The organism is Sphingomonas populi (assembly GCF_004208535.1).
GTDB lineage: Bacteria > Pseudomonadota > Alphaproteobacteria > Sphingomonadales > Sphingomonadaceae > Sphingomonas > Sphingomonas populi.
Window position 1 is genome coordinate 83,360 of record NZ_SGIS01000018.1, and the last position, 19,908, is coordinate 103,267.

General features: G+C 67.7%; 17 protein-coding genes. 15 read left to right on the forward strand and 2 right to left on the reverse strand.

The annotated features are described in order from the left end of the window. Position 1 precedes the first annotated feature (1 nt). The 11 genes from EWE75_RS13010 (at position 2) to EWE75_RS13060 (ending at position 11,401) form a co-directional block, all read left to right on the forward strand. The gene (locus tag EWE75_RS13010; protein ID WP_130158133.1) at positions 2–1,582 is read left to right on the forward strand and encodes a gamma-glutamyltransferase family protein; all 1,581 of its coding nucleotides are present in this window, start codon (positions 2–4) and stop codon (positions 1,580–1,582) included. Next, complete coding sequence (locus EWE75_RS13015; RefSeq protein ID WP_130158134.1) at positions 1,576–2,958, forward strand: Zn-dependent hydrolase; 1,383 nt, start codon at positions 1,576–1,578, stop codon at positions 2,956–2,958. Before EWE75_RS13010 ends, EWE75_RS13015 begins: the two co-directional genes overlap by 7 nt. 50 nt (positions 2,959–3,008) lie before the next feature. Continuing rightward, a complete protein-coding gene (locus EWE75_RS13020) occupies positions 3,009–4,190 on the forward strand; it encodes a pyridoxal-phosphate-dependent aminotransferase family protein (protein WP_206364762.1) in 1,182 nt (393 codons plus the stop codon). Between the two features lie 103 nt (positions 4,191–4,293). Continuing rightward, entirely contained in the window at positions 4,294–5,175 is an 882-nt protein-coding gene (gene puuE, locus EWE75_RS13025) for an allantoinase PuuE (protein ID WP_130158137.1), read from the forward strand. Continuing rightward, on the forward strand, positions 5,172–5,552 hold the full coding sequence (gene hpxZ, locus EWE75_RS13030) for an oxalurate catabolism protein HpxZ (RefSeq protein ID WP_130158139.1): 381 nt from the start codon (positions 5,172–5,174) through the stop codon (positions 5,550–5,552). Before puuE ends, hpxZ begins: the two co-directional genes overlap by 4 nt. Next, entirely contained in the window at positions 5,549–5,989 is a 441-nt protein-coding gene (gene uraD / locus EWE75_RS13035) for a 2-oxo-4-hydroxy-4-carboxy-5-ureidoimidazoline decarboxylase (protein WP_130158141.1), read from the forward strand. The genes hpxZ and uraD overlap by 4 nt, the downstream gene beginning before the upstream one ends. Beyond that, on the forward strand, positions 5,986–7,401 hold the full coding sequence (locus EWE75_RS13040; RefSeq protein WP_130158143.1) for an FAD/NAD(P)-binding protein: 1,416 nt from the start codon (positions 5,986–5,988) through the stop codon (positions 7,399–7,401). Before uraD ends, EWE75_RS13040 begins: the two co-directional genes overlap by 4 nt. Then, positions 7,398–7,724, forward strand: a complete 327-nt coding sequence (gene uraH, locus EWE75_RS13045; RefSeq protein WP_130158145.1) for a hydroxyisourate hydrolase — start codon at positions 7,398–7,400, stop codon at positions 7,722–7,724. The genes EWE75_RS13040 and uraH overlap by 4 nt, the downstream gene beginning before the upstream one ends. 1 nt (position 7,725) lies before the next feature. Further along, positions 7,726–9,018: a guanine deaminase gene (gene guaD / locus EWE75_RS13050; RefSeq protein WP_130158148.1), complete on the forward strand. Its 1,293-nt coding sequence runs from the start codon at positions 7,726–7,728 to the stop codon at positions 9,016–9,018. Positions 9,019–9,212: 194 nt separating this feature from the next. Then, positions 9,213–10,226, forward strand: coding sequence for an adenosine deaminase (locus EWE75_RS13055; protein WP_130158150.1), 1,014 nt, complete (start codon positions 9,213–9,215; stop codon positions 10,224–10,226). A 104-nt stretch (positions 10,227–10,330) separates the two neighbouring features. After that, positions 10,331–11,401 (forward strand): nucleoside hydrolase, encoded by a 1,071-nt coding sequence (locus tag EWE75_RS13060; protein WP_231708340.1) that lies wholly within the window; start codon positions 10,331–10,333, stop codon positions 11,399–11,401. A gap of 195 nt (positions 11,402–11,596) precedes the next feature. Here the strand turns inward: EWE75_RS13060 and clpA are convergent, their stop codons facing one another. Together clpA and EWE75_RS13070 are read right to left on the reverse strand one after the other, a co-directional pair. Beyond that, positions 11,597–13,915: an ATP-dependent Clp protease ATP-binding subunit ClpA gene (clpA, locus tag EWE75_RS13065; protein WP_130158152.1), complete on the reverse strand. Its 2,319-nt coding sequence runs from the start codon at positions 13,913–13,915 to the stop codon at positions 11,597–11,599. A 136-nt stretch (positions 13,916–14,051) separates the two neighbouring features. Further along, complete coding sequence (locus tag EWE75_RS13070) at positions 14,052–14,249, reverse strand: DUF1192 domain-containing protein (protein WP_130158154.1); 198 nt, start codon at positions 14,247–14,249, stop codon at positions 14,052–14,054. A 103-nt stretch (positions 14,250–14,352) separates the two neighbouring features. Here EWE75_RS13070 and EWE75_RS13075 point away from each other — a divergent pair, with 103 nt between their 5' ends. From EWE75_RS13075 to EWE75_RS13090, 4 genes are all read left to right on the forward strand, one after another. Next, on the forward strand, positions 14,353–15,336 hold the full coding sequence (locus EWE75_RS13075) for an NAD(P)H-quinone oxidoreductase (RefSeq protein WP_130158178.1): 984 nt from the start codon (positions 14,353–14,355) through the stop codon (positions 15,334–15,336). A gap of 3 nt (positions 15,337–15,339) precedes the next feature. After that, on the forward strand, positions 15,340–15,936 hold the full coding sequence (locus EWE75_RS13080) for a hypothetical protein (protein WP_130158156.1): 597 nt from the start codon (positions 15,340–15,342) through the stop codon (positions 15,934–15,936). A 97-nt stretch (positions 15,937–16,033) separates the two neighbouring features. Next, the gene (locus EWE75_RS13085; protein WP_130158158.1) at positions 16,034–17,053 is read left to right on the forward strand and encodes a sensor histidine kinase; all 1,020 of its coding nucleotides are present in this window, start codon (positions 16,034–16,036) and stop codon (positions 17,051–17,053) included. 161 nt (positions 17,054–17,214) lie between these two features. Next, positions 17,215–19,704 (forward strand): glycoside hydrolase family 9 protein, encoded by a 2,490-nt coding sequence (locus tag EWE75_RS13090; protein WP_130158160.1) that lies wholly within the window; start codon positions 17,215–17,217, stop codon positions 19,702–19,704. Positions 19,705–19,908 lie beyond the last annotated feature (204 nt).

Genomic DNA, 19,908 nt, shown 5'->3' on the forward strand with positions numbered 1-19,908 from the left:
GGTGCTGAACACCGTCACCGGCACGCGCGGCATCGTCACCGCGCCGCATCACCTCGCTGCCGAGGCGGGGTTGGCGGTGTTGCGCGTCGGCGGCAACGCGGTCGAGGCGTGCGTCGCGGTCGCGGCGTGTCTGGCGGCGGTGTATCCGCACATGACGGGACTTGGCGGCGACGGCTTCTGGGTGATCGCCGAACCCGATGGCCGGGTCCATTCGGTGCATGGCTGTGGCGCGGCGGCGGCGCGGGCCGATCTGTCGCTCTACACCGGGCTGGCGGCGGTGCCGACGCGCGGGCCGCTCGCGGCGAATACGGTGGCGGGCACCGTCTCCGGCTGGGCGGCGGCGCTGGCGGCGAGCGGTGGCACGCTCCCGCTCGACCGGCTGCTGCGCGACGCGATCGGGCACGCCGAGGCGGGCGTCGCGGTGACGGCGGGCGGCGCGGCGATTGCCGCCGCCAAGGGTGCGGAGCTACGCGTGCAGCCCGGCGCCTATGCCAGCGTGTTCGAACCGGCGGGGCGGCCGCTTGTCGAGGGCGATAGGCTCGCGCAGCCGCTGCTTGCCGAAACGCTGCGCGCGCTGGCGGCGAACGGTCTCGACGACTTCTATCAGGGCGCGCTCGCCGACCGGATCGCGGACGACCTCGCCGCGCTCGGCAGCCCGGTGTCGCGCGCCGATCTGGCGGCGCATCGCTCGACCACGCCTGCACCGCTGTCGGTGGGGATCGCCGGCGCGACGCTCTACAACAGCCCGCCGCCGACGCAGGGCATCGCCTCGCTGTTGATCCTCGCGCTGTTCGACCGCTTGCAGGCGACCGAATGCGACGGGTTCGACCATGTCCACGGGCTGGTCGAGGCGACCAAGCAGGCGTTCCTGTGGCGCGACCAGCATTGCGGCGATCCCGCGTGGATGCACGGCGAACCACAAGCGTTGCTCGACGGCCGGCATGCGCTCGACGCGATGGCCGCGCACATCGATCCGGCCCGCGCGCTGGCGTGGCCGCAGCTGCCGCAATGGGGTGATACCTGCTGGTTCGGCGCTGCCGATGCCGAAGGCCGCGTGGTGAGCTGCATCCAGTCGACCTATTTCGAGTTCGGATCGGGGCTGGTGCTGCCGCAGACCGGCATCACCTGGCAGAATCGCGGCAGTTCGTTTCGGCTCGCCGAAACCGGCTGGAACGCGCTCAAACCCGGCCGCAAGCCGTTCCACACGCTCAACCCCGCGCTCGCCCGCTTCGACGATGGCCGCGTGATGGCCTATGGCACGATGGGCGGCGAGGGCCAGCCGCAGACGCAGGCGGCGCTGTTCACCCGCTATGCGCGCTACGGCGTGGACTTGCAGGACGCGATCAGCGCCCCGCGCTGGCTACTCGGGCGCACCTGGGGCGAGCAATCGACCACGCTCAAGCTTGAGGACGGTTTTGACGACACGCTCTACGCGCAGCTTGCGGCGGCGGGGCATGATGTCGAGCGCGTCGGCCCGCTGACCGCGATGATGGGCCACGCCGGCGCACTCGTCCGCCACGCCGACGGTGCGCTGGAGGGCGCAACCGATCCACGCAGCGACGGCGGGGTGGCGGCATGGTAGGCGGCGCCCGCGCGGTGGCGCGCTGTGATGCGCTCGGCGTTGCGCCGTACAGCGACATGGCTGGCGGGCTGTATCGCGGCTATCTGACGCCGGCCTATGTCGCCGCACAAGAGACACTCGCTGGCTGGATGGCGGAGGCCGGCATGACGGTGCGCCGCGACCCCGCCGCCAATCTGATCGGCCGCTACGAGGGTGACGACGCGCAGGCGCCGGCTTTGCTGATCGGCAGCCACCTCGACAGCGTCCGCGATGGCGGGCGGTATGATGGGCCGCTCGGCATCATGCTCGGCGTCGAGGCGGTCGCGGCGCTGCACGCGGCGGGTCGGCGGATGCGCTTCCCGATCGAGGTGATCGCGTTCGGCGACGAGGAAGGCTCGCGCTTCCCCGCCGCGATGCTGACCAGCCGCGCGGTGGCGGGGACGCTGGAGGCGGCGGCGCTGGACATGGCGGATGGCGAGGGCGTTACGCTGGCCGAGGCGTTGGCCACTCTCCCGCCGCTCGTCCCGAGCGAAGTCGAGGGACACGACCCGCACGCAGGTGCCTCGACTTCGCTCGGCACGAACGGGTTGGGCTACGATCGTCACCCCAGCGAAGGCTGGGGTCTTCCGGGGGAGGGCGCGCCAGAGCCGCGAGAGACCCCAGCTTCCGCTGGGGTGACGCATTACTTGGAAGCGCGCTACCCGCCCGCGCTCGCCTATCTCGAAACCCATATCGAGCAAGGCCCGGTCCTCGACGTCGAGGGCCTCGCCATCGGCACCGTCACCGGCATCGCCGCGCAGCTCCGTTTCCAGGCGAGCGTCATCGGCGTGGCCGGGCACGCGGGCACGGCGTCGATGCCGTTGCGCCGCGACGCGCTCGCCGGCGCGGCCGAGATGTTGCTTGCGATCGAAACCATCGCGCGCCGGGACGTCTCCGATCTGGTCGCGACCGTGGGGAAGATCGACGCGCTGCCCGGCGCCGCCAACGTCATCCCCGGCGAAGTGCGCTTCACGATCGACATCCGCTCGGGCGATGTGGCACGGCGGGACCGCGCGGCGGAAGACATTCTGGATGCGATCGCCGCCATCGCGGATAAACGTGGCCTCGATTTCGACGTCGAGCATATCCACGATCTCCCCGCCAGCCCGTGCGACCCCGCGCTGATGGACCTGCTCGACGCAGCCACCGTCACCGCCGGCCAACCGATCCGTCGGCTCGTCTCGGGCGCGGGGCATGACGCGATGGTGATGGCGGCGCTCTGCCCGACCGCGATGCTGTTCGTGCGCTGCCGTGGCGGCATCAGCCACAACCCCGCCGAGCATGTCGACCCCGCCGACGCCGAAATCGCGTTGCAGGTCATGCTCGGCTTCATCGATCGCCTTGGAGATGCCTCGTGACCCTCGACCCCCTCCTGTTCGGCGAGATCGATCCGCCGCAGCGGCTGCTGATGGGGCCTGGCCCGGTCAACGCCCACCCGCGCGTGTTGCGGGCGATGTCGGCGGATCTGCTCGGACAGTTCGATCCCGAGATGACCGGCTATATGAATCAGGTGATGGCGCTGTACCGCCCGATCTTCGGCACGGCGAACCGCTGGACGATGCTGATCGACGGCACCGCGCGCGCGGCGATCGAGGCGGCGTTGGTCAGCCTCGTCGCGCCGGGTGAGACCGTGCTGGTGGTCAATTTCGGCCGGTTCGGGCTGCTGCTCACCGAAATCCTCGGCCGCATCGGCGCGCGGATCGAAAGCGTCGAAGCGCCTTGGGGCGAGACGGTGCCGCTCGACGCGATCGCCGCCGCGATTGAACGCACCGCGCCGAAAGTCGTCGCCACCATCCACGGCGACACCTCGACGACGATGGCGCAGCCGCTCGACGGGTTGGGCGATCTCTGCCACGCGGCCGGCGCGTTGCTCTACGTCGATGCCACCGCGACGCTCGGCGGCATGGACATCGCCGCCGATCGCTGGGGCGCGGATATCGTCACCGGCGGTTTGCAGAAATGCCTGGGTGGCCCGTCCGGCTCGGCGCCGATGACGATTTCGGATGCCGCTGCCGAGCATATCTTCACGCGCCGGCATACCGAGGCGGGCATCCGCGCCACCGGCACGGTCGATGGCAAAGGCCCGCGCATCGGTTCGAACTATTTCGATCTCGCCATGATCATGGATTACTGGTCTGAAAAGCGCCTCAACCACCATACCGAGGCGACCTCGATGCTCTATGCGTCGCGCGAATGCGCGCGGGTGGCGCTCGGCGAGGGGCTGGAGGCACGCTACGCCCGCCACGCCGCCGCCGGCCGCGCGGTGACGGCGGGGCTGCGCGCGATGGGGCTGACCGTGTTCGGCGACGATCGCTTCCGCATGACCAATGTGACCGGCGTGTACATCCCCGACGGCGTCGACGGCGAACGCGTGCGCGCGGCGATGCGCGACCATTTCGAGATCGAGATCGGCACCGCCTTCGGCCCGCTCGCCGGGCGGATCTGGCGGATCGGCGCGATGGGGTACAATGCGATGAAGCATAAGGTGCTGATTACCTTGGGCGCGTTGGAGGCGTGTCTGCGCGCGGAAGGGTTCGTGCTGCCGGCGGGTGCGGCGGTGACGGCGGCGCTTGAGGCGTGGGAGGCGTGATGCGGGCGCGCTCCGGCTCCCCTTGTGCTCCCGCGAAGGCGGGAGCCCAGACTGGGCTCCCGCTTTCGCGGGAGCACATCCTTGCATCGGGAGGGCGCCCACAATGACTCGCGACCTCACCGGCTACGGGGCCGCACCCCCCGACCCCCATTGGCCCAGCAGCGCGCGCATCGCCGTGCAGTTCGTCATCAATTACGAGGAGGGCGCTGAAAACAGCGTCCTCAACGGCGACGCCGGCTCGGAGAAGTTCCTGTCCGAAATGGTCGGCGCGGGCAGCCATCCGGCGCGGGCGATGGCGATGGAGAGCCTCTACGAATATGGTAGCCGCGCCGGCTTCTGGCGGCTGCACCGGCTGTTCACCGCGCGCGATCTGCCCGTTACCGTATTCGGCGTGGCCAAAGCGCTGGAGATGAACCCGCCAGCGGTCGAGGCGATGCGCGCCGCCGATTGGGAGATCGCCAGCCACGGCCTGCGCTGGATCGACTATCAGGACGTGCCCGAAGCGACCGAGCGCGCGCACATCGCCGAGGCGATCGCACTGCACACGCGGCTCACCGGCACTCGCCCGCTGGGGTGGTATCAGGGCCGCACCTCACCCAACACCGCGCGGCTCGTCGTCGAGGAAGGCGGCTTCGTCTATGATGCCGACAGCTACGCCGACGACCTGCCCTATTACGATACCCGCTTCGGCGCGCCGCAACTGATCGTCCCCTATACGCTCGACGTCAACGACATGAAGATCGTCGCCTTGAACGGCTTCACCGAGGGCGAGCAGTTCTTCCGTTATCTGCGCGACACGTTCGACCAACTCCTTGAGGAAGGCGGGCGGATGATGTCGGTCGGCCTGCACGCGCGCATCGCCGGGCGGCCCGGCCGCGCGCGCGCGCTGGCGCGCTTCCTCGATCACGTCATCGCCAGCGGCGACGCATGGGTCGCGCGGCGCATCGACATCGCCCGTCACTGGCTGGAGGTTCACCCGCAATGAAGATCGACGATCCGGTTTTGCTCGCCGAAATCACCGAGGCATTCCAAGCCTACGAACGCGCCTTGATGGCGGACGACGTGCCGGCGATGGACGCCTTGTTCCACGCTGCGCCGACCACCAACCGATACGGCGTCGGCGAGGTGCTGTACGGCATCGAGGAGATCCGCGAGTTCCGCAAAGGCCGTGGCGGTTCGCCGCAGCGCACGCTCGGGCGGGTCGCGATCACGGTCTATGGCGACAGCTTCGCCACCGCCGACGCCGAGTTCTTCCGCGAGAACAGCGACCGGCGCGGCCGGCAGACGCAGGCGTGGGTCAAGTTCGCCGACGGCTGGAAGGTGGTCTCCGCGCATGTCAGCCTGGAGGGGAGCACGCATTGAGCGCGCTTTTCGAACATAGCCCGTGGGTGGAAGCGCGCGCCGATGCGCGGCCATCGACGGGCAACCGCCATCACGATTTGATGGAAGTGGTCTACGATGCCACGCCCGCCGAAAAGCTGGCGCTGATCCGCGCGCATCCCGAACTCGCCGGCAAGGCGGCGATCGACGGCAGCCTGACCGAAGCCTCGGCGGCCGAACAGGCTTCGGCTGGCCTCGACCAGCTCACGCCCGCCGAGTTCGAACGCTTCCACGCGCTCAACACCGCCTATCGCGAGCGGTTCGACTTCCCTTTCATCATCTGCGTGCGGCTGACCGACAAGGCCGGCATCCTCGCGGCGATGGAGCGGCGGCTGGCGCACGACCGCGACACCGAGATCGCCACCGCCATCGCCGAGATCGGCAAGATCGTGCTGCTCCGGCTGGAAGACCCGGCATGAGCCTCGACGCGCTCGAAGCCGATCTCGCCCGCCAGCTTGCACTGATCGGCCACGGCGGTGCTGACTGGACGCGGCCGCGCACGCACCCGGATGGCCATGTCTACGATGTCGTGATCGTCGGCGGCGGGCAGAGCGGGCTGGCCGCCGCGTTCGGGCTGCTGCGCGAGCGTGTCTCGAACATCCTCGTGCTCGACGAGAATCCGCCGGGGCTTGAAGGGCCGTGGGAAACCTATGCGCGGATGCTGACGCTGCGCACGCCCAAGGATCTCACGCCCATAGACTTCGGCGTGCCCGCGCTCACCTATCGCGCATGGTGGGAGGCGCAGCACGGCGCGGAGGGCTGGGCGGCGGTCGACAAGATCGCGCGTGGCGACTGGATGGCCTATCTGCGCTGGTATCGTCGCGTGCTCTTTCTGCCGGTGCGCAATGCGTGCCGGCTGGCGACGATCGAGCCGCTCGGCGATGGATTGCACCGGCTGCATGTGGCCGAAGGTGCGCCGCTGCTCGCGCGGAAAGTCGTGCTGGCGACCGGCATCCAGGGCGGCGGCGAATGGCATACGCCCGACATGATCCGCGATGCGCTGCCCCGTGCGCGCTACGCGCACACCAGCGAGGCGATCGATTTTGCCGCACTCGCCGGCAAGCGCATCGGCATCCTCGGCGGCGGCGCGTCGGCGTTCGACAATGCCAATGCCGCGCTGATGCTCGGCGTGGCCGAGGCGCATGTCTTCATGCGGCGCAAAGTGCTGCCGCGCATCAACCCGATCCGTTTCATGGAGCGGGTCGGCTTCACCGGCCGCTATCCGGCACTATCGGATGCCGAGAAATATGCCGTGATGGCGAGCTTTCTCGGCCACAACCAGCCGCCGACCAATGACACCTTCACGCGCGCCGCCGCATGGCCGGGGTTCGAACTCCACCTCGGCGCGCCGTGGCTGTCGGTCGCGGATGTGGATGGGGTGGTGCGCGTGACGACGCCGCACGGCAGCCATGACTTCGATTTCGTCGTGCTCTCGACCGGCCTGATCAGTGATCCCGGCCTGCGCCCCGAATTGCGGCTGGTGGCGGACAGAATCGCGCGCTGGGCGGATCGTTTCGCCCCTGCGCCGGGCACCGAGAATGCGCTGATCGACGCGCATCCCTATCTCGGGCCGGGCTTCGAACTGCTGCCCCGCGACGCAGCCGACGCCGATGCGCTGCACGGCCTGTTCGCGTTCAATTACTCGGCGCTCATCAGCCTTGGCCTCTCCGCCTCAGCGCTGTCGGGCCTCCAGACCGCGTTGCCGCGTGTGGTGAAAGGCGTCACCGACCAGCTCTTCCTCGACGATCGAGAGCAACTCGTCGCCGATCTGATCGCCTATGAGGAAGCCGAATTCCTCGGCGAATGGCCGCCCGAAAGACCGACCGCATGACCAGCCTCTCGACTCACGTCCTCGATACCGCCCACGGTCGCCCCGCAGCCGGCGTGGCGGTGCGGCTGCTCGGCGCGGATGGTGCGGAGTTGTTCGCCGGCGAGACCAACGCCGATGGCCGCTGCCCCGGCCTGCCGCCGGTCACGGCGGGCCGCTATCGGCTCGAATTCGCGGCGGGCGCGTATTTCCGGGGGCAGGGCGTCGCGCTTGCCGATCCGCCGTTCCTCGACGTGATCGGACTCGATTTCGGTATCACCGAAGGCCATTATCATGTGCCGCTGCTCGTCTCGCCCTATAGCTATTCGACCTATCGCGGCAGTTGACATGACCCTCCACGCTTTCCGAGGCGAACTGCTGTCGGTGCCGCGCGACCCGCTTCGCGATTCCAATGCGGTGCGCCACGAACCCGACGGGCTGCTCGTCGTTGAGGACGGTATCGTCGTCGCGCGCGGTCCCTACGCCGATCTCGCCGAACGCTTCGCCGACGTGCCGGTCGAGCCGCTGTCCGGCCTGATCGTGCCGGGCTTCATCGACGCGCACGTCCATTACCCGCAGATGGACCGGATCGCTTCGCACGGCGAGCAGTTGCTCGACTGGCTGACCCGCCACATCTTCCCCGCTGAGAAAGCCTTCGCCGATCGCGCGCATGCCGATGCCGTTGCCGATGCTTTCCTCACCGAATTGCTCCGCAACGGCACGACCAGCGCTCTGGTGTTCCCGACCGTCCACGAACAGTCGGTCGATGCGCTGTTCGAGGGCGCGCTGGCGCGGCGGATGCGGATCGTGTCGGGCAAGGTGCTGATGGACCTCGGGCCGGAGGGCCTCGCCGACACGCCCGAAACCGCGCGCGGCGAAAGCGAGGCGCTGATCGCGCGGTGGCGCGGGCGCGGGCGCGGGCGGCTCGGTTATGCAGTGACGCCGCGTTTCGCGCTGACCTCGTCGGACGCGCAATTGCAGGTCGCGGGCGATCTGGTCGCCGCGCACCCGGAGGTGCTGATGCACACCCACCTCGCCGAAAACGTGCGCGAGTGCGAGGCGGTCGCCGCGCGCTTCCCCGATGCATACCATTATCTCGACGCTTACGATCGCTTCGGGCTGGTGACGCCGCGTTCGGTGTTCGCGCATGGCGTTCACCTGTCCGATCGCGCCTGCACGCGCCTCGCGGAGACGGGCGCGGGGATCGCGGTGTGCCCGAGTTCGAACCTGTTCCTCGGCTCGGGCTTCTTCGATTTCGGTCAGGCCGACGCGCATGGCGTCGCGTTCGGGCTCGGCACCGATGTCGGCGCGGGTACGAGCTTTTCGATGCTTCACACTGCCGGTCTCGCCTATCAAGCGGCGCTGGCGCGCGAGTATCCGCTCGATCCGTTCCGCGCTTTGTATCTGGCGACAGCGGGGAGCGCGGCGCTGCTCCACATCGCCGATCGCGTCGGCGCGCTGGAGGTTGGGCAGGAGGCGGATTTCGTCGTGCTCGACTGCACCGCGACGCCGCTGCTCGCGCGGCGCACGGCGGGCGCTGGGTTGGCGGAGCGGCTGTTCGCTTTGCAAATCCTCGCCGACGATCGCGCGATCACGCGGACCTATGTAATGGGAGAGTGCGCGTGGAGCCGTTCCGCCTGAATCCCTCTCCCTTTGGGAGAGGGAAGGGGCCCGCCGCGAAGCGGCGGGAAGGGTGAGGGTGATCTGGCCTCACCCTTCCGCCGACTGCGTCGGGCTCCCTCCCTCTCCCAACGGGAGAGGGACATGCTTTTGCGCAACGCAGTCGCACAATCATTGCATTTGATGCCGCACCGCAGCACCCCTAAGCTGCCCGCATGACCGATCTCGACACCTTCATCACCGGCTTGCCCAAGGCCGAGCTTCACCTCCATATCGAAGGCAGCCTCGAACCCGAACTGATGTTCGCTCTCGCCAAGCGCAATGCGGTGACGATCCCCTATGCCTCGGTCGAGGACGTCCGCGCGGCGTATGCGTTCGGCAACCTTCAGGATTTCCTCGATATTTATTATGCCGGTGCCGACGTGCTGCGCACCGCCCGAGATTTCCACGATCTCGCCGCAGCCTATTTCGACCGCGCGGCGGCGGACGGCGTGGTCCATGCCGAGATCATGTTCGATCCGCAAACGCACGCCGCGCGCGGCGTCGCGTTCGCGACCGTCATCGAGGGCCTGCTTTCGGGCATGGCCGCGGCGGAGGCGAAACACGGCATCACCAGCAGCCTCATCATGAGCTTTCTGCGCCACCTCAGCGAAGACGACGCCTTCGCGACGCTCGCCGAGGCCGAACCGTGGCTCGAGCGCATCGCGGCGGTTGGCCTCGATTCCTCTGAAGTCGGCCACCCGCCCGAGAAGTTCGCGCGCGTCTTCGCCGCCGCTGCCGCCAAGGGCCTCAAGCTGGTCGCGCACGCCGGCGAGGAAGGCCCGCCCGCCTATGTGTGGGAAGCGCTCGATCTGCTCTACGTCGACCGCATCGACCACGGCAACCGCGCGCTGGAGGACGATGCGCTGGTCGCGCGGCTCGCTGCGGATGGGATGACGCTGACGGTCTGCCCGCTTTCCAACCTCAAATTGTGCGTCGTGCCCGAAATCGCCGCGCACCCGATCGACCGGATGCTTGCGCTGGGCCTCAAGGCTACGGTCAACTCGGACGATCCCGCCTATTTCGGCGGGTATGTCGGCGACAATTACCGTGCGATTGCTGGCGGCCGGGGGCTGGACCGCGCCGCGCTGGCGACACTGGCGCGCAACAGTTTTACCGGATCGTTCCTGCCGGCGGAGGCAGTGGCGGCGCATCTCGCGCGTCTCGATGCGTTCGTGGCGGCGCAGTGAAGCCCGCGCCATTCGTTCCCCCGCGAAGGCGGGGGTCCAGAGCCACGAACGCTGGCGCTGCTTGGCTCTGGACCCCCGCGTTCGCGGGGGAACTGGTGTGTGTGGTGCTGGCGCTGCTCTTCGTCATCGGCACGGCGCACGCGCAAACGCCCAAGCGCAAGGTCATCATCGACGATGAGGGCTTCGGGTTGATGCACCTGATGCTGCTCGAAGACCCTGACGTCGAGGTGCTCGGCCTCACCACCGTCTCGGGCAACGTCTGGGCGAACCGCGCGACCGCGATGGCGCTGCGCGGGCTGGAGATCGCGCACCGCAGCGACGTGCCGGTGGTGCAGGGCGCGACCTACCCGCTCGTCAACACCGAGGCAGCGACCGATCGGTGGGAGGCGCTGTACGGCAAACTCACCTGGAAGGGCGCGTGGATGAAGCATTGGGTCGAGCCGACCCAGCAAAGCACGCCCGCCTATTTCGGCCCCAATGATCCGGTCGATCTGCCCGGCGGCAACCCGACCCATAAGGCGGCGGACGAAATCGCCGCCAATTTCCTGATCCGCATGGTGCACAAATATCCCGGCGAGGTGACGATTCTCGCCGCGGGGCCGTTCACCAATCTCGCGCTGGCCCAGCGGCTCGATCCGGCGTTCGCGGGGCTGGCCAAGGAACTGGTCTATATGGGCGGCAGCCTCAACCCGCATCAGGTGCTGACCGGCACCTCGGCAACCGATTTCGCGCGCGAATATACCAACACGCCGCGCCGCGAGTTCAATGTGCGCTTCGATCCCGAGGCGGCGAGCATCGTCGCGCGCGCGCCGTGGCGCAGAATCGTCGCGGTGCCGGTCGATCCCGCGACCGCGACCGAACTCAGCCCGGCACTGCTCGCGCGGCTGGCGAAGGTCGCGCCGGCTGATGTGGCGACGTTCATCGCCGTGATGGAGCCAGGCTTTCCGTTGTGGGACGAGACGGCGGCGGCGGTTTGGCTCGATCCGTCGATAGTGACAGAGCGGGAGACGTTGTTCGTGGATTACAACACCGTCTTCTCGGCGGGGTACGGCGATATGCTGTCGTGGCGCGACGGCTATCAGCCGGGGCTGGGCGAGCAGAAGGCCGAGGTGGTGCGCGCGGTCGATCCGAAGCGGCTCGAGGCGCTGATGGTGCGAGAAATCGGGCGGAAATAACCCCCCCCTCCGTTCGCCCCGAGCGAAGTCGAGGGGCAAACCCGGAGCGCAGGTGCCTCGACTTCGGCCCCTTGGGCCGAAGTTCATCCTGAGCGGCTGGCTTGCCAGCCAGCCGAAGGGCCCGGCACGAACGGTTTGGGTTGGCAGTGCTGTCAAAGAAAAGCAGGCCCGGTCTCGCGACCGGGCCTGCTTGGATCACTCGCTCGGCGTTTCCGCCTTGGCGATCGATTTGCCCTTCTTCGGCTTCTTCGGCGCTGCGGGCACGATCTCGAACGAGAGCGCGCCATCCTTCATCTTCACGCTGACCTCGCCGCCATGCACCAGCTTGCCGAACAGCAGTTCCTCGGCGAGCGGCTGCTTGATCTTTTCCTGGATCAAACGGCCCATCGGGCGGGCGCCGTAGAGCTTGTCATAGCCCTTGGTCGTGAGCCACGCCTTCGACTCATCGTCGAGGTTGATGTGGACGTTACGGTCCGCCAACTGCAGTTCGAGCTGGAGGATGAACTTGTCCACCACCCGCGCGACCACTTCGGTCGGCAGATAGCCGAACGGCACGATCGCATCGAGCCGGTTGCGGAATTCCGGTGTGAACATCTTCTGCACCGCCTGCTCGTCCTCGCCCTCGCGGGTGAGGTTGCCGAAGCCCAACGTCTCGCGCGCCATGTCGGAGGCGCCGGCATTGGTCGTCATGATGAGAATGACGTTGCGGAAATCGACCGTCTTGCCGTGCTGGTCGGTCAGCCGCCCGTTGTCCATCACCTGCAACAGGATGTTGAACAGGTCGGGATGCGCCTTCTCGATCTCGTCGAGCAGCAACACGCAATGCGGCTGCTGGTCGACCGCATCGGTCAGCAGACCGCCCTGATCGAACCCGACATAGCCGGGAGGCGCGCCGATCAGCCGCGAGACCGAATGCCGCTCCATATATTCGCTCATGTCGAAGCGCTGGAGCGGAATGCCCATGATCGTGGCGAGCTGCTTGGCGACTTCGGTCTTGCCGACGCCGGTCGGGCCGGTGAACAGATAGTTGCCGATCGGCTTTTCGGGGTCGCGCAGGCCCGCACGGCTGAGCTTGATCGCCGAGGCGAGCTTCTCGATCGCGGCGTTCTGGCCGAACACCACCCGCTTGAGATCGATTTCAAGCGACTCCAACGCCTTGGTATCGTCAGTCGAAACCGATTTCGGCGGGATGCGTGCCATCGTCGCGATCACGGCTTCGATCTCGCGCGTGGTGATCGTCTTCTTGCGCTTGGCGAGCGGCACCAGCATCTGCATCGCGCCAACCTCGTCGATCACGTCGATCGCCTTGTCGGGCAATTTGCGGTCGTTGATGTAGCGCGCCGACAGCTCGACCGCCGCCTTGATCGCGTCGGGGGTGTATTTGACCTTGTGATGGTCCTCGAACGCCGAGCGCAGCCCGGCGAGGATCTTGATCGTGTCCTCGATCGTCGGCTCGTTGACGTCGATCTTCTGGAACCGGCGCAGCAGCGCGCGATCCTTCTCGAAGTGGTTGCGGAACTCCTTGTACGTGGTCGAGCCGATGCAGCGGATCGTGCCGCCCGACAGCGCCGGCTTGAGCAGGTTCGAAGCGTCCATCGCGCCGCCGCTGGTCGCGCCCGCGCCGATGACTGTGTGGATCTCATCGATGAACAGCACCGCATGCGGCAGCTTCTCGAGTTCGTTGACGACCGCCTTCAGCCGCTCTTCGAAATCGCCGCGATAGCGCGTGCCAGCCAGCAGCGCGCCCATGTCGAGCGAATAGATCACTGCCGGCAACAGCACCTCGGGCACGTCGCCCTCGACGATCTTGCGCGCCAGACCCTCGGCGATCGCGGTCTTGCCGACGCCGGGATCACCCACGTAGAGCGGGTTGTTCTTCGAACGGCGGCACAGGATCTGCACCGTGCGATCGACCTCGGGGCCGCGCCCGATCAGCGGATCGACCTTGCCGTTTTTCGCCTTCTCGTTGAGATCGACGGTGAACTGCTTCAGCGCGGATTCCGACTTGCCCTTGGCTTCCGCCTTGGGCTTCTCTTCTTCCGCGCCCTTCACTTCACGAGGCTCGGGAGCGGCGCCGCCCTTGCCGACGCCATGCGATATGAAGCTGACGGCATCGAGACGGCTCATGTCCTGCTGCTGGAGGAAATAGACGGCGTAGCTCTCGCGTTCGGAGAACAAAGCGACGAGCACGTTGGCGCCGGTCACCTCGTCGCGGCCCGACGACTGGACGTGCAGGATGGCGCGCTGCACGACGCGCTGGAAGCCGCTGGTCGGCGACGGATCGGTCGCGGTATCGACCTTGAGCGCTTCGAGCTCGGTATCGAGATATTGCGCGACGGTGGTCTTGAGTTCGCCGAGATCGACCCCGCACGATGCCATCACCTTGGAGGCATGTTCATCATCGACCAGCGCGAGCAGTAGATGCTCGAGCGTGGCATATTCGTGGCGCCGCGACGACGCGGCTTCAAGCGCCTTGTGGAGCGTGGTTTCCAGCGCGGAGGCGAAAGAGGGCATTATGATACTCCATGCGGGCCGCAAGCAGACGCGCGGCCCTTTCCGACTATGTTGGAAGGCGAGGGGTTCGCATCAAGCACTTGAAATGCGCCTGCCCGCCCTGTTTCGCGTTCGCCGCCCGGTCTGGCGGGGCCGGTCATCTCCGAAAGAGATCGTCGGCGATGGTGCGGTGCTTGCTGGCGCGGTCGATCTGCTGCCGGCTGCGCGCGATTTCGCCCTCAAGCGCCGCGATGCGCGCGGCGAGCTCGTCGAGCGAGAGGCGTTCGAGATCCTGCCGCACCAGTTGGGAGAGCGGATCGGTCGGGTTTTTCGCGAGAATCTCGTCGAAGTCCATGTGCCGATCGTTGACCGATGCGCGAGCGATGTCAATAAGACCGGGCGACGGGGCGGCGGTCCCGCAGGGGGGCAGCTTACCGATGCATGCGATACCGACGATGATGCGGGCGATCGACCCTGAGTCGCCCGGCGGGCCTGACGTGCTGCGCATCGTCGAGCGGCCGGTGCCGCCGGTCGCCGCGGGCGAAGTGCTGGTCCGCGTGGCGGCGGCGGGGGTCAATCGCCCCGACGTGCTCCAGCGCAAGGGCGGCTATCCGCCGCCGCCGGGTGCGCCCTCGATCCCCGGCCTTGAAATCTCCGGTGAGGTGGTCGCGGTGGGCGAGGGCGTCGGGGCAGAACTGCTCGGCCAGTCGGTCTGCGCGCTGCTCGCGGGCGGCGGTTATGCCGAATATGCCGCCGTGCCGGCCGGACAGTGCCTGCCCGTGCCTGAGGCGCTGTCGATGATCGAGGCGGCGGCGCTGCCCGAGACATTGTTCACCGTCTGGACCAATCTGTTCGAGCGCGCCTATGCGATCGAGGGCGATATCGTGCTGGTGCATGGCGGCACCAGCGGCATTGGCACGATGGCGATCGGCCTTGCCAAGCTGTTCGGGCTGACGATCATCGTCACCGCCGGCAGCGATGCGAAATGCGCCGCCGCGCTCGGCCTCGGCGCGGATCACGCGATCAATTACGCCACGCAGGATTTCGTCGCCGAGGTCCGCGCGATCACCGGCGGGGCCGGGGTGGCGGCGGTGCTCGACATGGTCGGCGGTGATTATCTGCCGCGCAACCTCAAATGCCTCGCCGACGACGGCCGCCACGTCTCGATCGCGGTGCAGCGCGGCGCCACCGCCGAAATCCCGATCTTCGAGATCATGCGCCGCCGGCTGACGCTGACCGGATCGACGCTGCGCGCGCGAGACACTGCCTTCAAGTCGCTGGTCGCCGACGAACTGCACCGCACCGTCTGGCCGCATGTCGAGGCCGGGCGGCTGCGCCCGGTGATGGACCGCAGCTTCCCGCTCGCCGAGGCGGCCGACGCGCACCGGCGGATGGAAGCCGGCGACCATATCGGCAAGATCGTACTGACGATGGACGCCTGACCCGTGGCGCACGCCGACCCGGTCGTCGCGCGCGACCAGCATATCCGCAGCGCGATCCTCGGCGTGATCGTGCTGTATGCGGCGGCGGTGCTGCTGTTCACCGACCGCGCCCTGGTGATCGGCAGCCGTCCCGTGGTGATGCCCGGCGCCAGCATCCCGGTGTCCGCCGCGCCCAAGGGCTATGTCGATGCGCTCGACCAATATGGCGTGCATTCGCCGAAGCTGGCGCACAGCCCGTTTTATCTGTCGCGCAAGCCCGGCATCGCGCCGCCGCCGGTCGAACGCGCGCCGCTCGCGGTGGAGCGGCTGCATTTCGGCTATTCGATCATCGAGACGAGCATCCTCGGCGCGCCTTATTGGTACAGCAAGGATGACGGTTACGTCGTCTATTACGAAACGCTGCGCGAATATGTCTATGCGCCTGTCACCGACGATTACATGCGGCAGGTGAAGCTGTCGGGGCCGACGCCGCTGTCCAGCCAGTCGTTCCCGTGGTGGCAGCATGTCTGGGGTTGGGTCTTCCCGCTGGCGCTCGCGGGGTGGGGGTGGTTCGAACTCGGCGCGATGCGGCGCCGGCGCGAGGCCGAAGGGCTGATCTGACCGGCCAGGTGCGCGCCGCGCGTCGCATAATGTTTACGCAGGTTAGGAGTCGCGCGATCCGCCTTGACTTGGTCCGGGGCGGGCCTGAGATGATCCCATGCGTCGCGTGGGGGAAATCGACCTGCCGGATCGACTCGCGCCGGGCATTCCCGCGTGGGTGACGCAGATTGGCGTCGGCGTGCTGTGCGCGTGCGGCGGCGGTGTGGTGCGCTTCTTCTTCGATCTGGTTTCACCCGGCACCGGGCCGTTCGCGCTCGTCTTCCCGGCGCTGATCCTCGCGACGTTGTTCGCGCGCTGGCAGGCGGGTGTGCTGACCGCGGCGATTTCGATCTTCTACGCTTGGCGGGTCGTGCTCGTCAAAGAAGGCCCTACCGCCGCCTCATTGTCCGATCCGACCGGAATTCACCGCATGCTGGTGATTGCGGCAGCGTCGGCGATCACGATCTTCATCGCCGAAGCGTTCCGCCGCGCGGTGCGCCATGCCGCCGCCGAGCGCGACCGCGAGATCGCCGACCGCGACCTGTTCCTCGCCGAGTTCGATCACCGCATGAAGAACAATTTCGCGATCGTCGCGGGGCTGCTCGACATGCAGAAGCGCCGCGCCGAAGACCCCGCCACCGTCGCCGCGCTGGAGAGCGCGCGGATGCGGGTCGAGAGCATCGCGCAGGCGCATCGCCATCTTTATCGCGGTGGCGACCGGCTCGGCGTGGTCGAGATGGGGGATTACCTGCACCAGCTCTGCGGCGCGCTGGCCGAGGCGCTGTTCCTCAGCGGCAAAGTGACTCTGGTGTGCGAGGCGGAAGCGGCGCAGGTGCCGCGCGACCGCGCGGTGTCGATCGGGCTGATCGTCAACGAACTCGTCACCAACGCCGCCAAGCACGCTTTCGTCGGGCGTGACTCGGGGCGGATCGAGGTGACGTTCCGCAATCGTGACGGTGGCGGCTGGACGCTCGGCGTGTCCGACAATGGCGTCGGTTTGCCGCCCACGGGCGCCGCCCTGTCGCCCGGCAGCCTCGGCACGCGGCTGATCGACGCCTTCGCCCGCCAGGCGCAGGGACGGTTGCACACCGAAAGCGGGCCGACCGGCACGCGAGTCACGCTCGACCTGCACGCCTGACGACCGACAAATCCTGTTGCCCGGTGCCGGCCTTTCGTCCAAAAGAAAGGTAGCGGTCACATGGCGTTAGCCGGGTCGTCCGTCTCCTCGGAAATTTCGCACGATCGTTCCAGATGCGAAATGTCGGGGCAATGATGATAACGCTAACAGGAGAGGCGTCGATGCGTTACCATGTGCTTGCCAAGCTGCTTGCGACCGTCAGTCTGGTCGCCGCCACCCACGCCGCTGTCGCGCAGTCGCTCAAGACCGGCCCCAACGACACACTCGAGACGCAGGGTCTCAGCGTCATCGTCGATCAGAACCAGTTCAGCCCGATCTTCTTCGATGAGAAGAACGCCGGCATCCAGCTCGTCCTCCACGGCGACCGCATCGCCACCGACGGCGCCGTCCGGCTCGATCGCACGCCCGAGCAATGGGCGCCGGTCCCCGCCTTCATCAGCCGCGAGCGCGGCAGCGAACCCAATCAGATCGTGGTGCGCTCCGCCTACAAGGACCAGAACCTCGCCTACCGCGTGAAGGTGACGGCCGAAGGGACGGGCTTCCGCATCGCGGTCGATCTCGATCAGCCGTTGCCGCACGCGCTCGCGGGCAAGGCCGGCTTCAACCTGGATTTCCTGCCGACCGCCTATTTCGGCAAAACCTATCTGATGGACGCCGCCCCCGGCCTGTTCCCGCGCCACCCGACCGGCGAGATGGCGCTCGACGGCTCGGGCGATCCGCTGCCGCTCGCCACCGGCGGCAAGTCGATCACGCTCGCCCCCGAAGACCCGCTCACGCGCGTTTCGATCACGTCGGATGCCGGCGCGCTGTCGCTCTACGATGCCCGCGCGCGGGCGCAGAACGGCTGGTTCGTGGTGCGCTCGCTGATCGCGGAAGGCGCCAAGGAGAATGCGGTCGTCTGGCATGTCCGCCCCAATGTCATCAAGGGCTGGACGCGCGCCCCGGTCATCTCGTTCAACCAGGCCGGCTACACGCCCGCGCGTGACAAGGTCGCGCTGATCGAACTCGATCCCGCCTTCAAGGCACCCGGCGAGGCCGAACTGGTCAAGCTCGCGCCCGATGGCAGCCGGCAGGTCGTGCTGCGCGCGAAGACGCAGCCGCGCGGCCGCTTCCTGCGCTATGACTATGCCGCGTTCGATTTCTCGACGGTGCGCGATCCCGGCATCTACGCCATCGCGTACGCGGGCAACACCACCAACCCGTTCCGCATCTCGCCCGACGTCTACGACCATGTTTGGCAGACCTCGCTCGACACCTTCCTCGCCGAGCAGATGGACCATGTCGGCGTGCGCGAGCAGTATCGCGTCTGGCAGGCGCCCTCGCATCTCGACGATGCGCGGCAGGCGCCCGCCAACCATGTCCATTTCGACGGCTATCGGATGGGGCCGAACCTCGATTCGCCGTTCAAAGCGGGCGAGCATATCCCCGGCCTCGCCGTCGGCGGGTGGCAGGATGCCGGCGACTATGACATCCAGACGCCCGACAACGCCTGGGTGGTGCGCGATCTCGTCTGGGCGCACGAGCTGTTCGGGCTGAAGTGGGACCAGACCAGCGTCGATGAGGCGGCGCGCGCGGTCGAAATCCGCAAGCCCGACGGGATCGACGATTCGCTCCAGCAGATCCGCCACGGCACGCTGCAATTGCTCGCGCAGTACAAGGTGTTCGGCCACGCGATCGTCGGCATCATCGATCCGACGCTGCGGCAATATGCCCATCTCGGCGATGCCGGCTCGCAGACCGACGGCAAGCTCTACGATGCCAAGCTCGGGCCGCTCGACGATACCGGCGCGACCTCGGGCAAGCCCGACGATCGCTGGGCGTTCACCACCGACATACCCGCGACCAACCTCTACGTCGTCGGCGCACTGGCGGGGGCGAGCCGCGCGCTCGCCACGCTCGATCCCAAAATGTCGGCTGAGGCGCTGGCCACCGCCAAGGCGTTATGGGCCAAGCAGCAGCCACGGCTGGTCGACAGCGGTGCGGCCCGCGAGAACGGCTTCGCCTCCCGCTTCCCCGAAGTCGCCAACGTCGCCGCGACGGTCGAGCTGGTCATCACCACCAAGGGCGATCCGACCTACACCGCCAAGCTGAAGGCGCTGCTGCCGACGATCAGCGAGCGGTTCGCCTTCATCGGCAGCGCGGCGGTGCGGGCGATTCCGTATATGGATGCCGATTACCGCGCGGCGCTGGTGCCGCTGGTGCAGGCGGCCAAGGCGAAGATCGATGCCGACATGGCGAAGAACCCGTTCGGCGTGCCGGTGAGCATGGGGACCTGGGCGGGCTCGCACGATGTCGCCACCTTCGGCAGCACGATGTACATGCTCCACACCGCCTTCCCGGAGATCGTCGGGCCGGAATATTCGCTGCGCGCGCTCGATTACATGCTCGGCCGGCACCCGGCCAACAATCTGTCGCTGGTCTCGACCGTCGGCACGCAATCGCGGCTGATCGGCTACGGCCACAACCGCGCCGACTATAGCTTCATCCCCGGCGGGATGACGCCCGGCGTGATCGTCATCAAGCCCGACTTCCCCGAGGTGAAGACCGACTGGCCGTTCCTGTGGTTCGAGAACGAATATACCGTGAGCACGACCTCGGCCTATATCCTCGCCGCGAATGCGGCGGCGGCGGCGGCGAAAGAGGCTAAGTAACGTCTCCCCGTTCATCCCGAGCGAAGTCGAGGGATATGCCGCAAGCGCTGCGGCAGGTGTCTCGACTTCGCTTGTGCGTTGGAAATGTGCATACTGGCGATTGCCGGGACGGGGTGGCCACCCCGTCCCGGCGGCGGATGTGAGGCCGTTCGACTTCGCGATCTTGCAAGATCGTTGCTGAGCAGGGCCGCATCCGTCTTCCCA

Coding starts and splice junctions, on each gene's coding strand:
- EWE75_RS13085 (WP_130158158.1), top strand. CDS start 16,034: ATGCGTCGCGTGGGGGAAATCGACCTGCCGGATCGACTCGCGCCGGGC.
- puuE (WP_130158137.1), top strand. CDS start 4,294: ATGACTCGCGACCTCACCGGCTACGGGGCCGCACCCCCCGACCCCCAT.
- EWE75_RS13075 (WP_130158178.1), top strand. CDS start 14,353: ATGCGGGCGATCGACCCTGAGTCGCCCGGCGGGCCTGACGTGCTGCGC.
- EWE75_RS13020 (WP_206364762.1), top strand. CDS start 3,009: ATGGGGCCTGGCCCGGTCAACGCCCACCCGCGCGTGTTGCGGGCGATG.
- EWE75_RS13055 (WP_130158150.1), top strand. CDS start 9,213: ATGACCGATCTCGACACCTTCATCACCGGCTTGCCCAAGGCCGAGCTT.
- hpxZ (WP_130158139.1), top strand. CDS start 5,172: ATGAAGATCGACGATCCGGTTTTGCTCGCCGAAATCACCGAGGCATTC.
- uraH (WP_130158145.1), top strand. CDS start 7,398: ATGACCAGCCTCTCGACTCACGTCCTCGATACCGCCCACGGTCGCCCC.
- EWE75_RS13090 (WP_130158160.1), top strand. CDS start 17,215: ATGCGTTACCATGTGCTTGCCAAGCTGCTTGCGACCGTCAGTCTGGTC.
- clpA (WP_130158152.1), bottom strand. CDS start 13,915: ATGCCCTCTTTCGCCTCCGCGCTGGAAACCACGCTCCACAAGGCGCTT.
- EWE75_RS13070 (WP_130158154.1), bottom strand. CDS start 14,249: ATGGACTTCGACGAGATTCTCGCGAAAAACCCGACCGATCCGCTCTCC.
- EWE75_RS13040 (WP_130158143.1), top strand. CDS start 5,986: ATGAGCCTCGACGCGCTCGAAGCCGATCTCGCCCGCCAGCTTGCACTG.
- guaD (WP_130158148.1), top strand. CDS start 7,726: ATGACCCTCCACGCTTTCCGAGGCGAACTGCTGTCGGTGCCGCGCGAC.
- EWE75_RS13015 (WP_130158134.1), top strand. CDS start 1,576: ATGGTAGGCGGCGCCCGCGCGGTGGCGCGCTGTGATGCGCTCGGCGTT.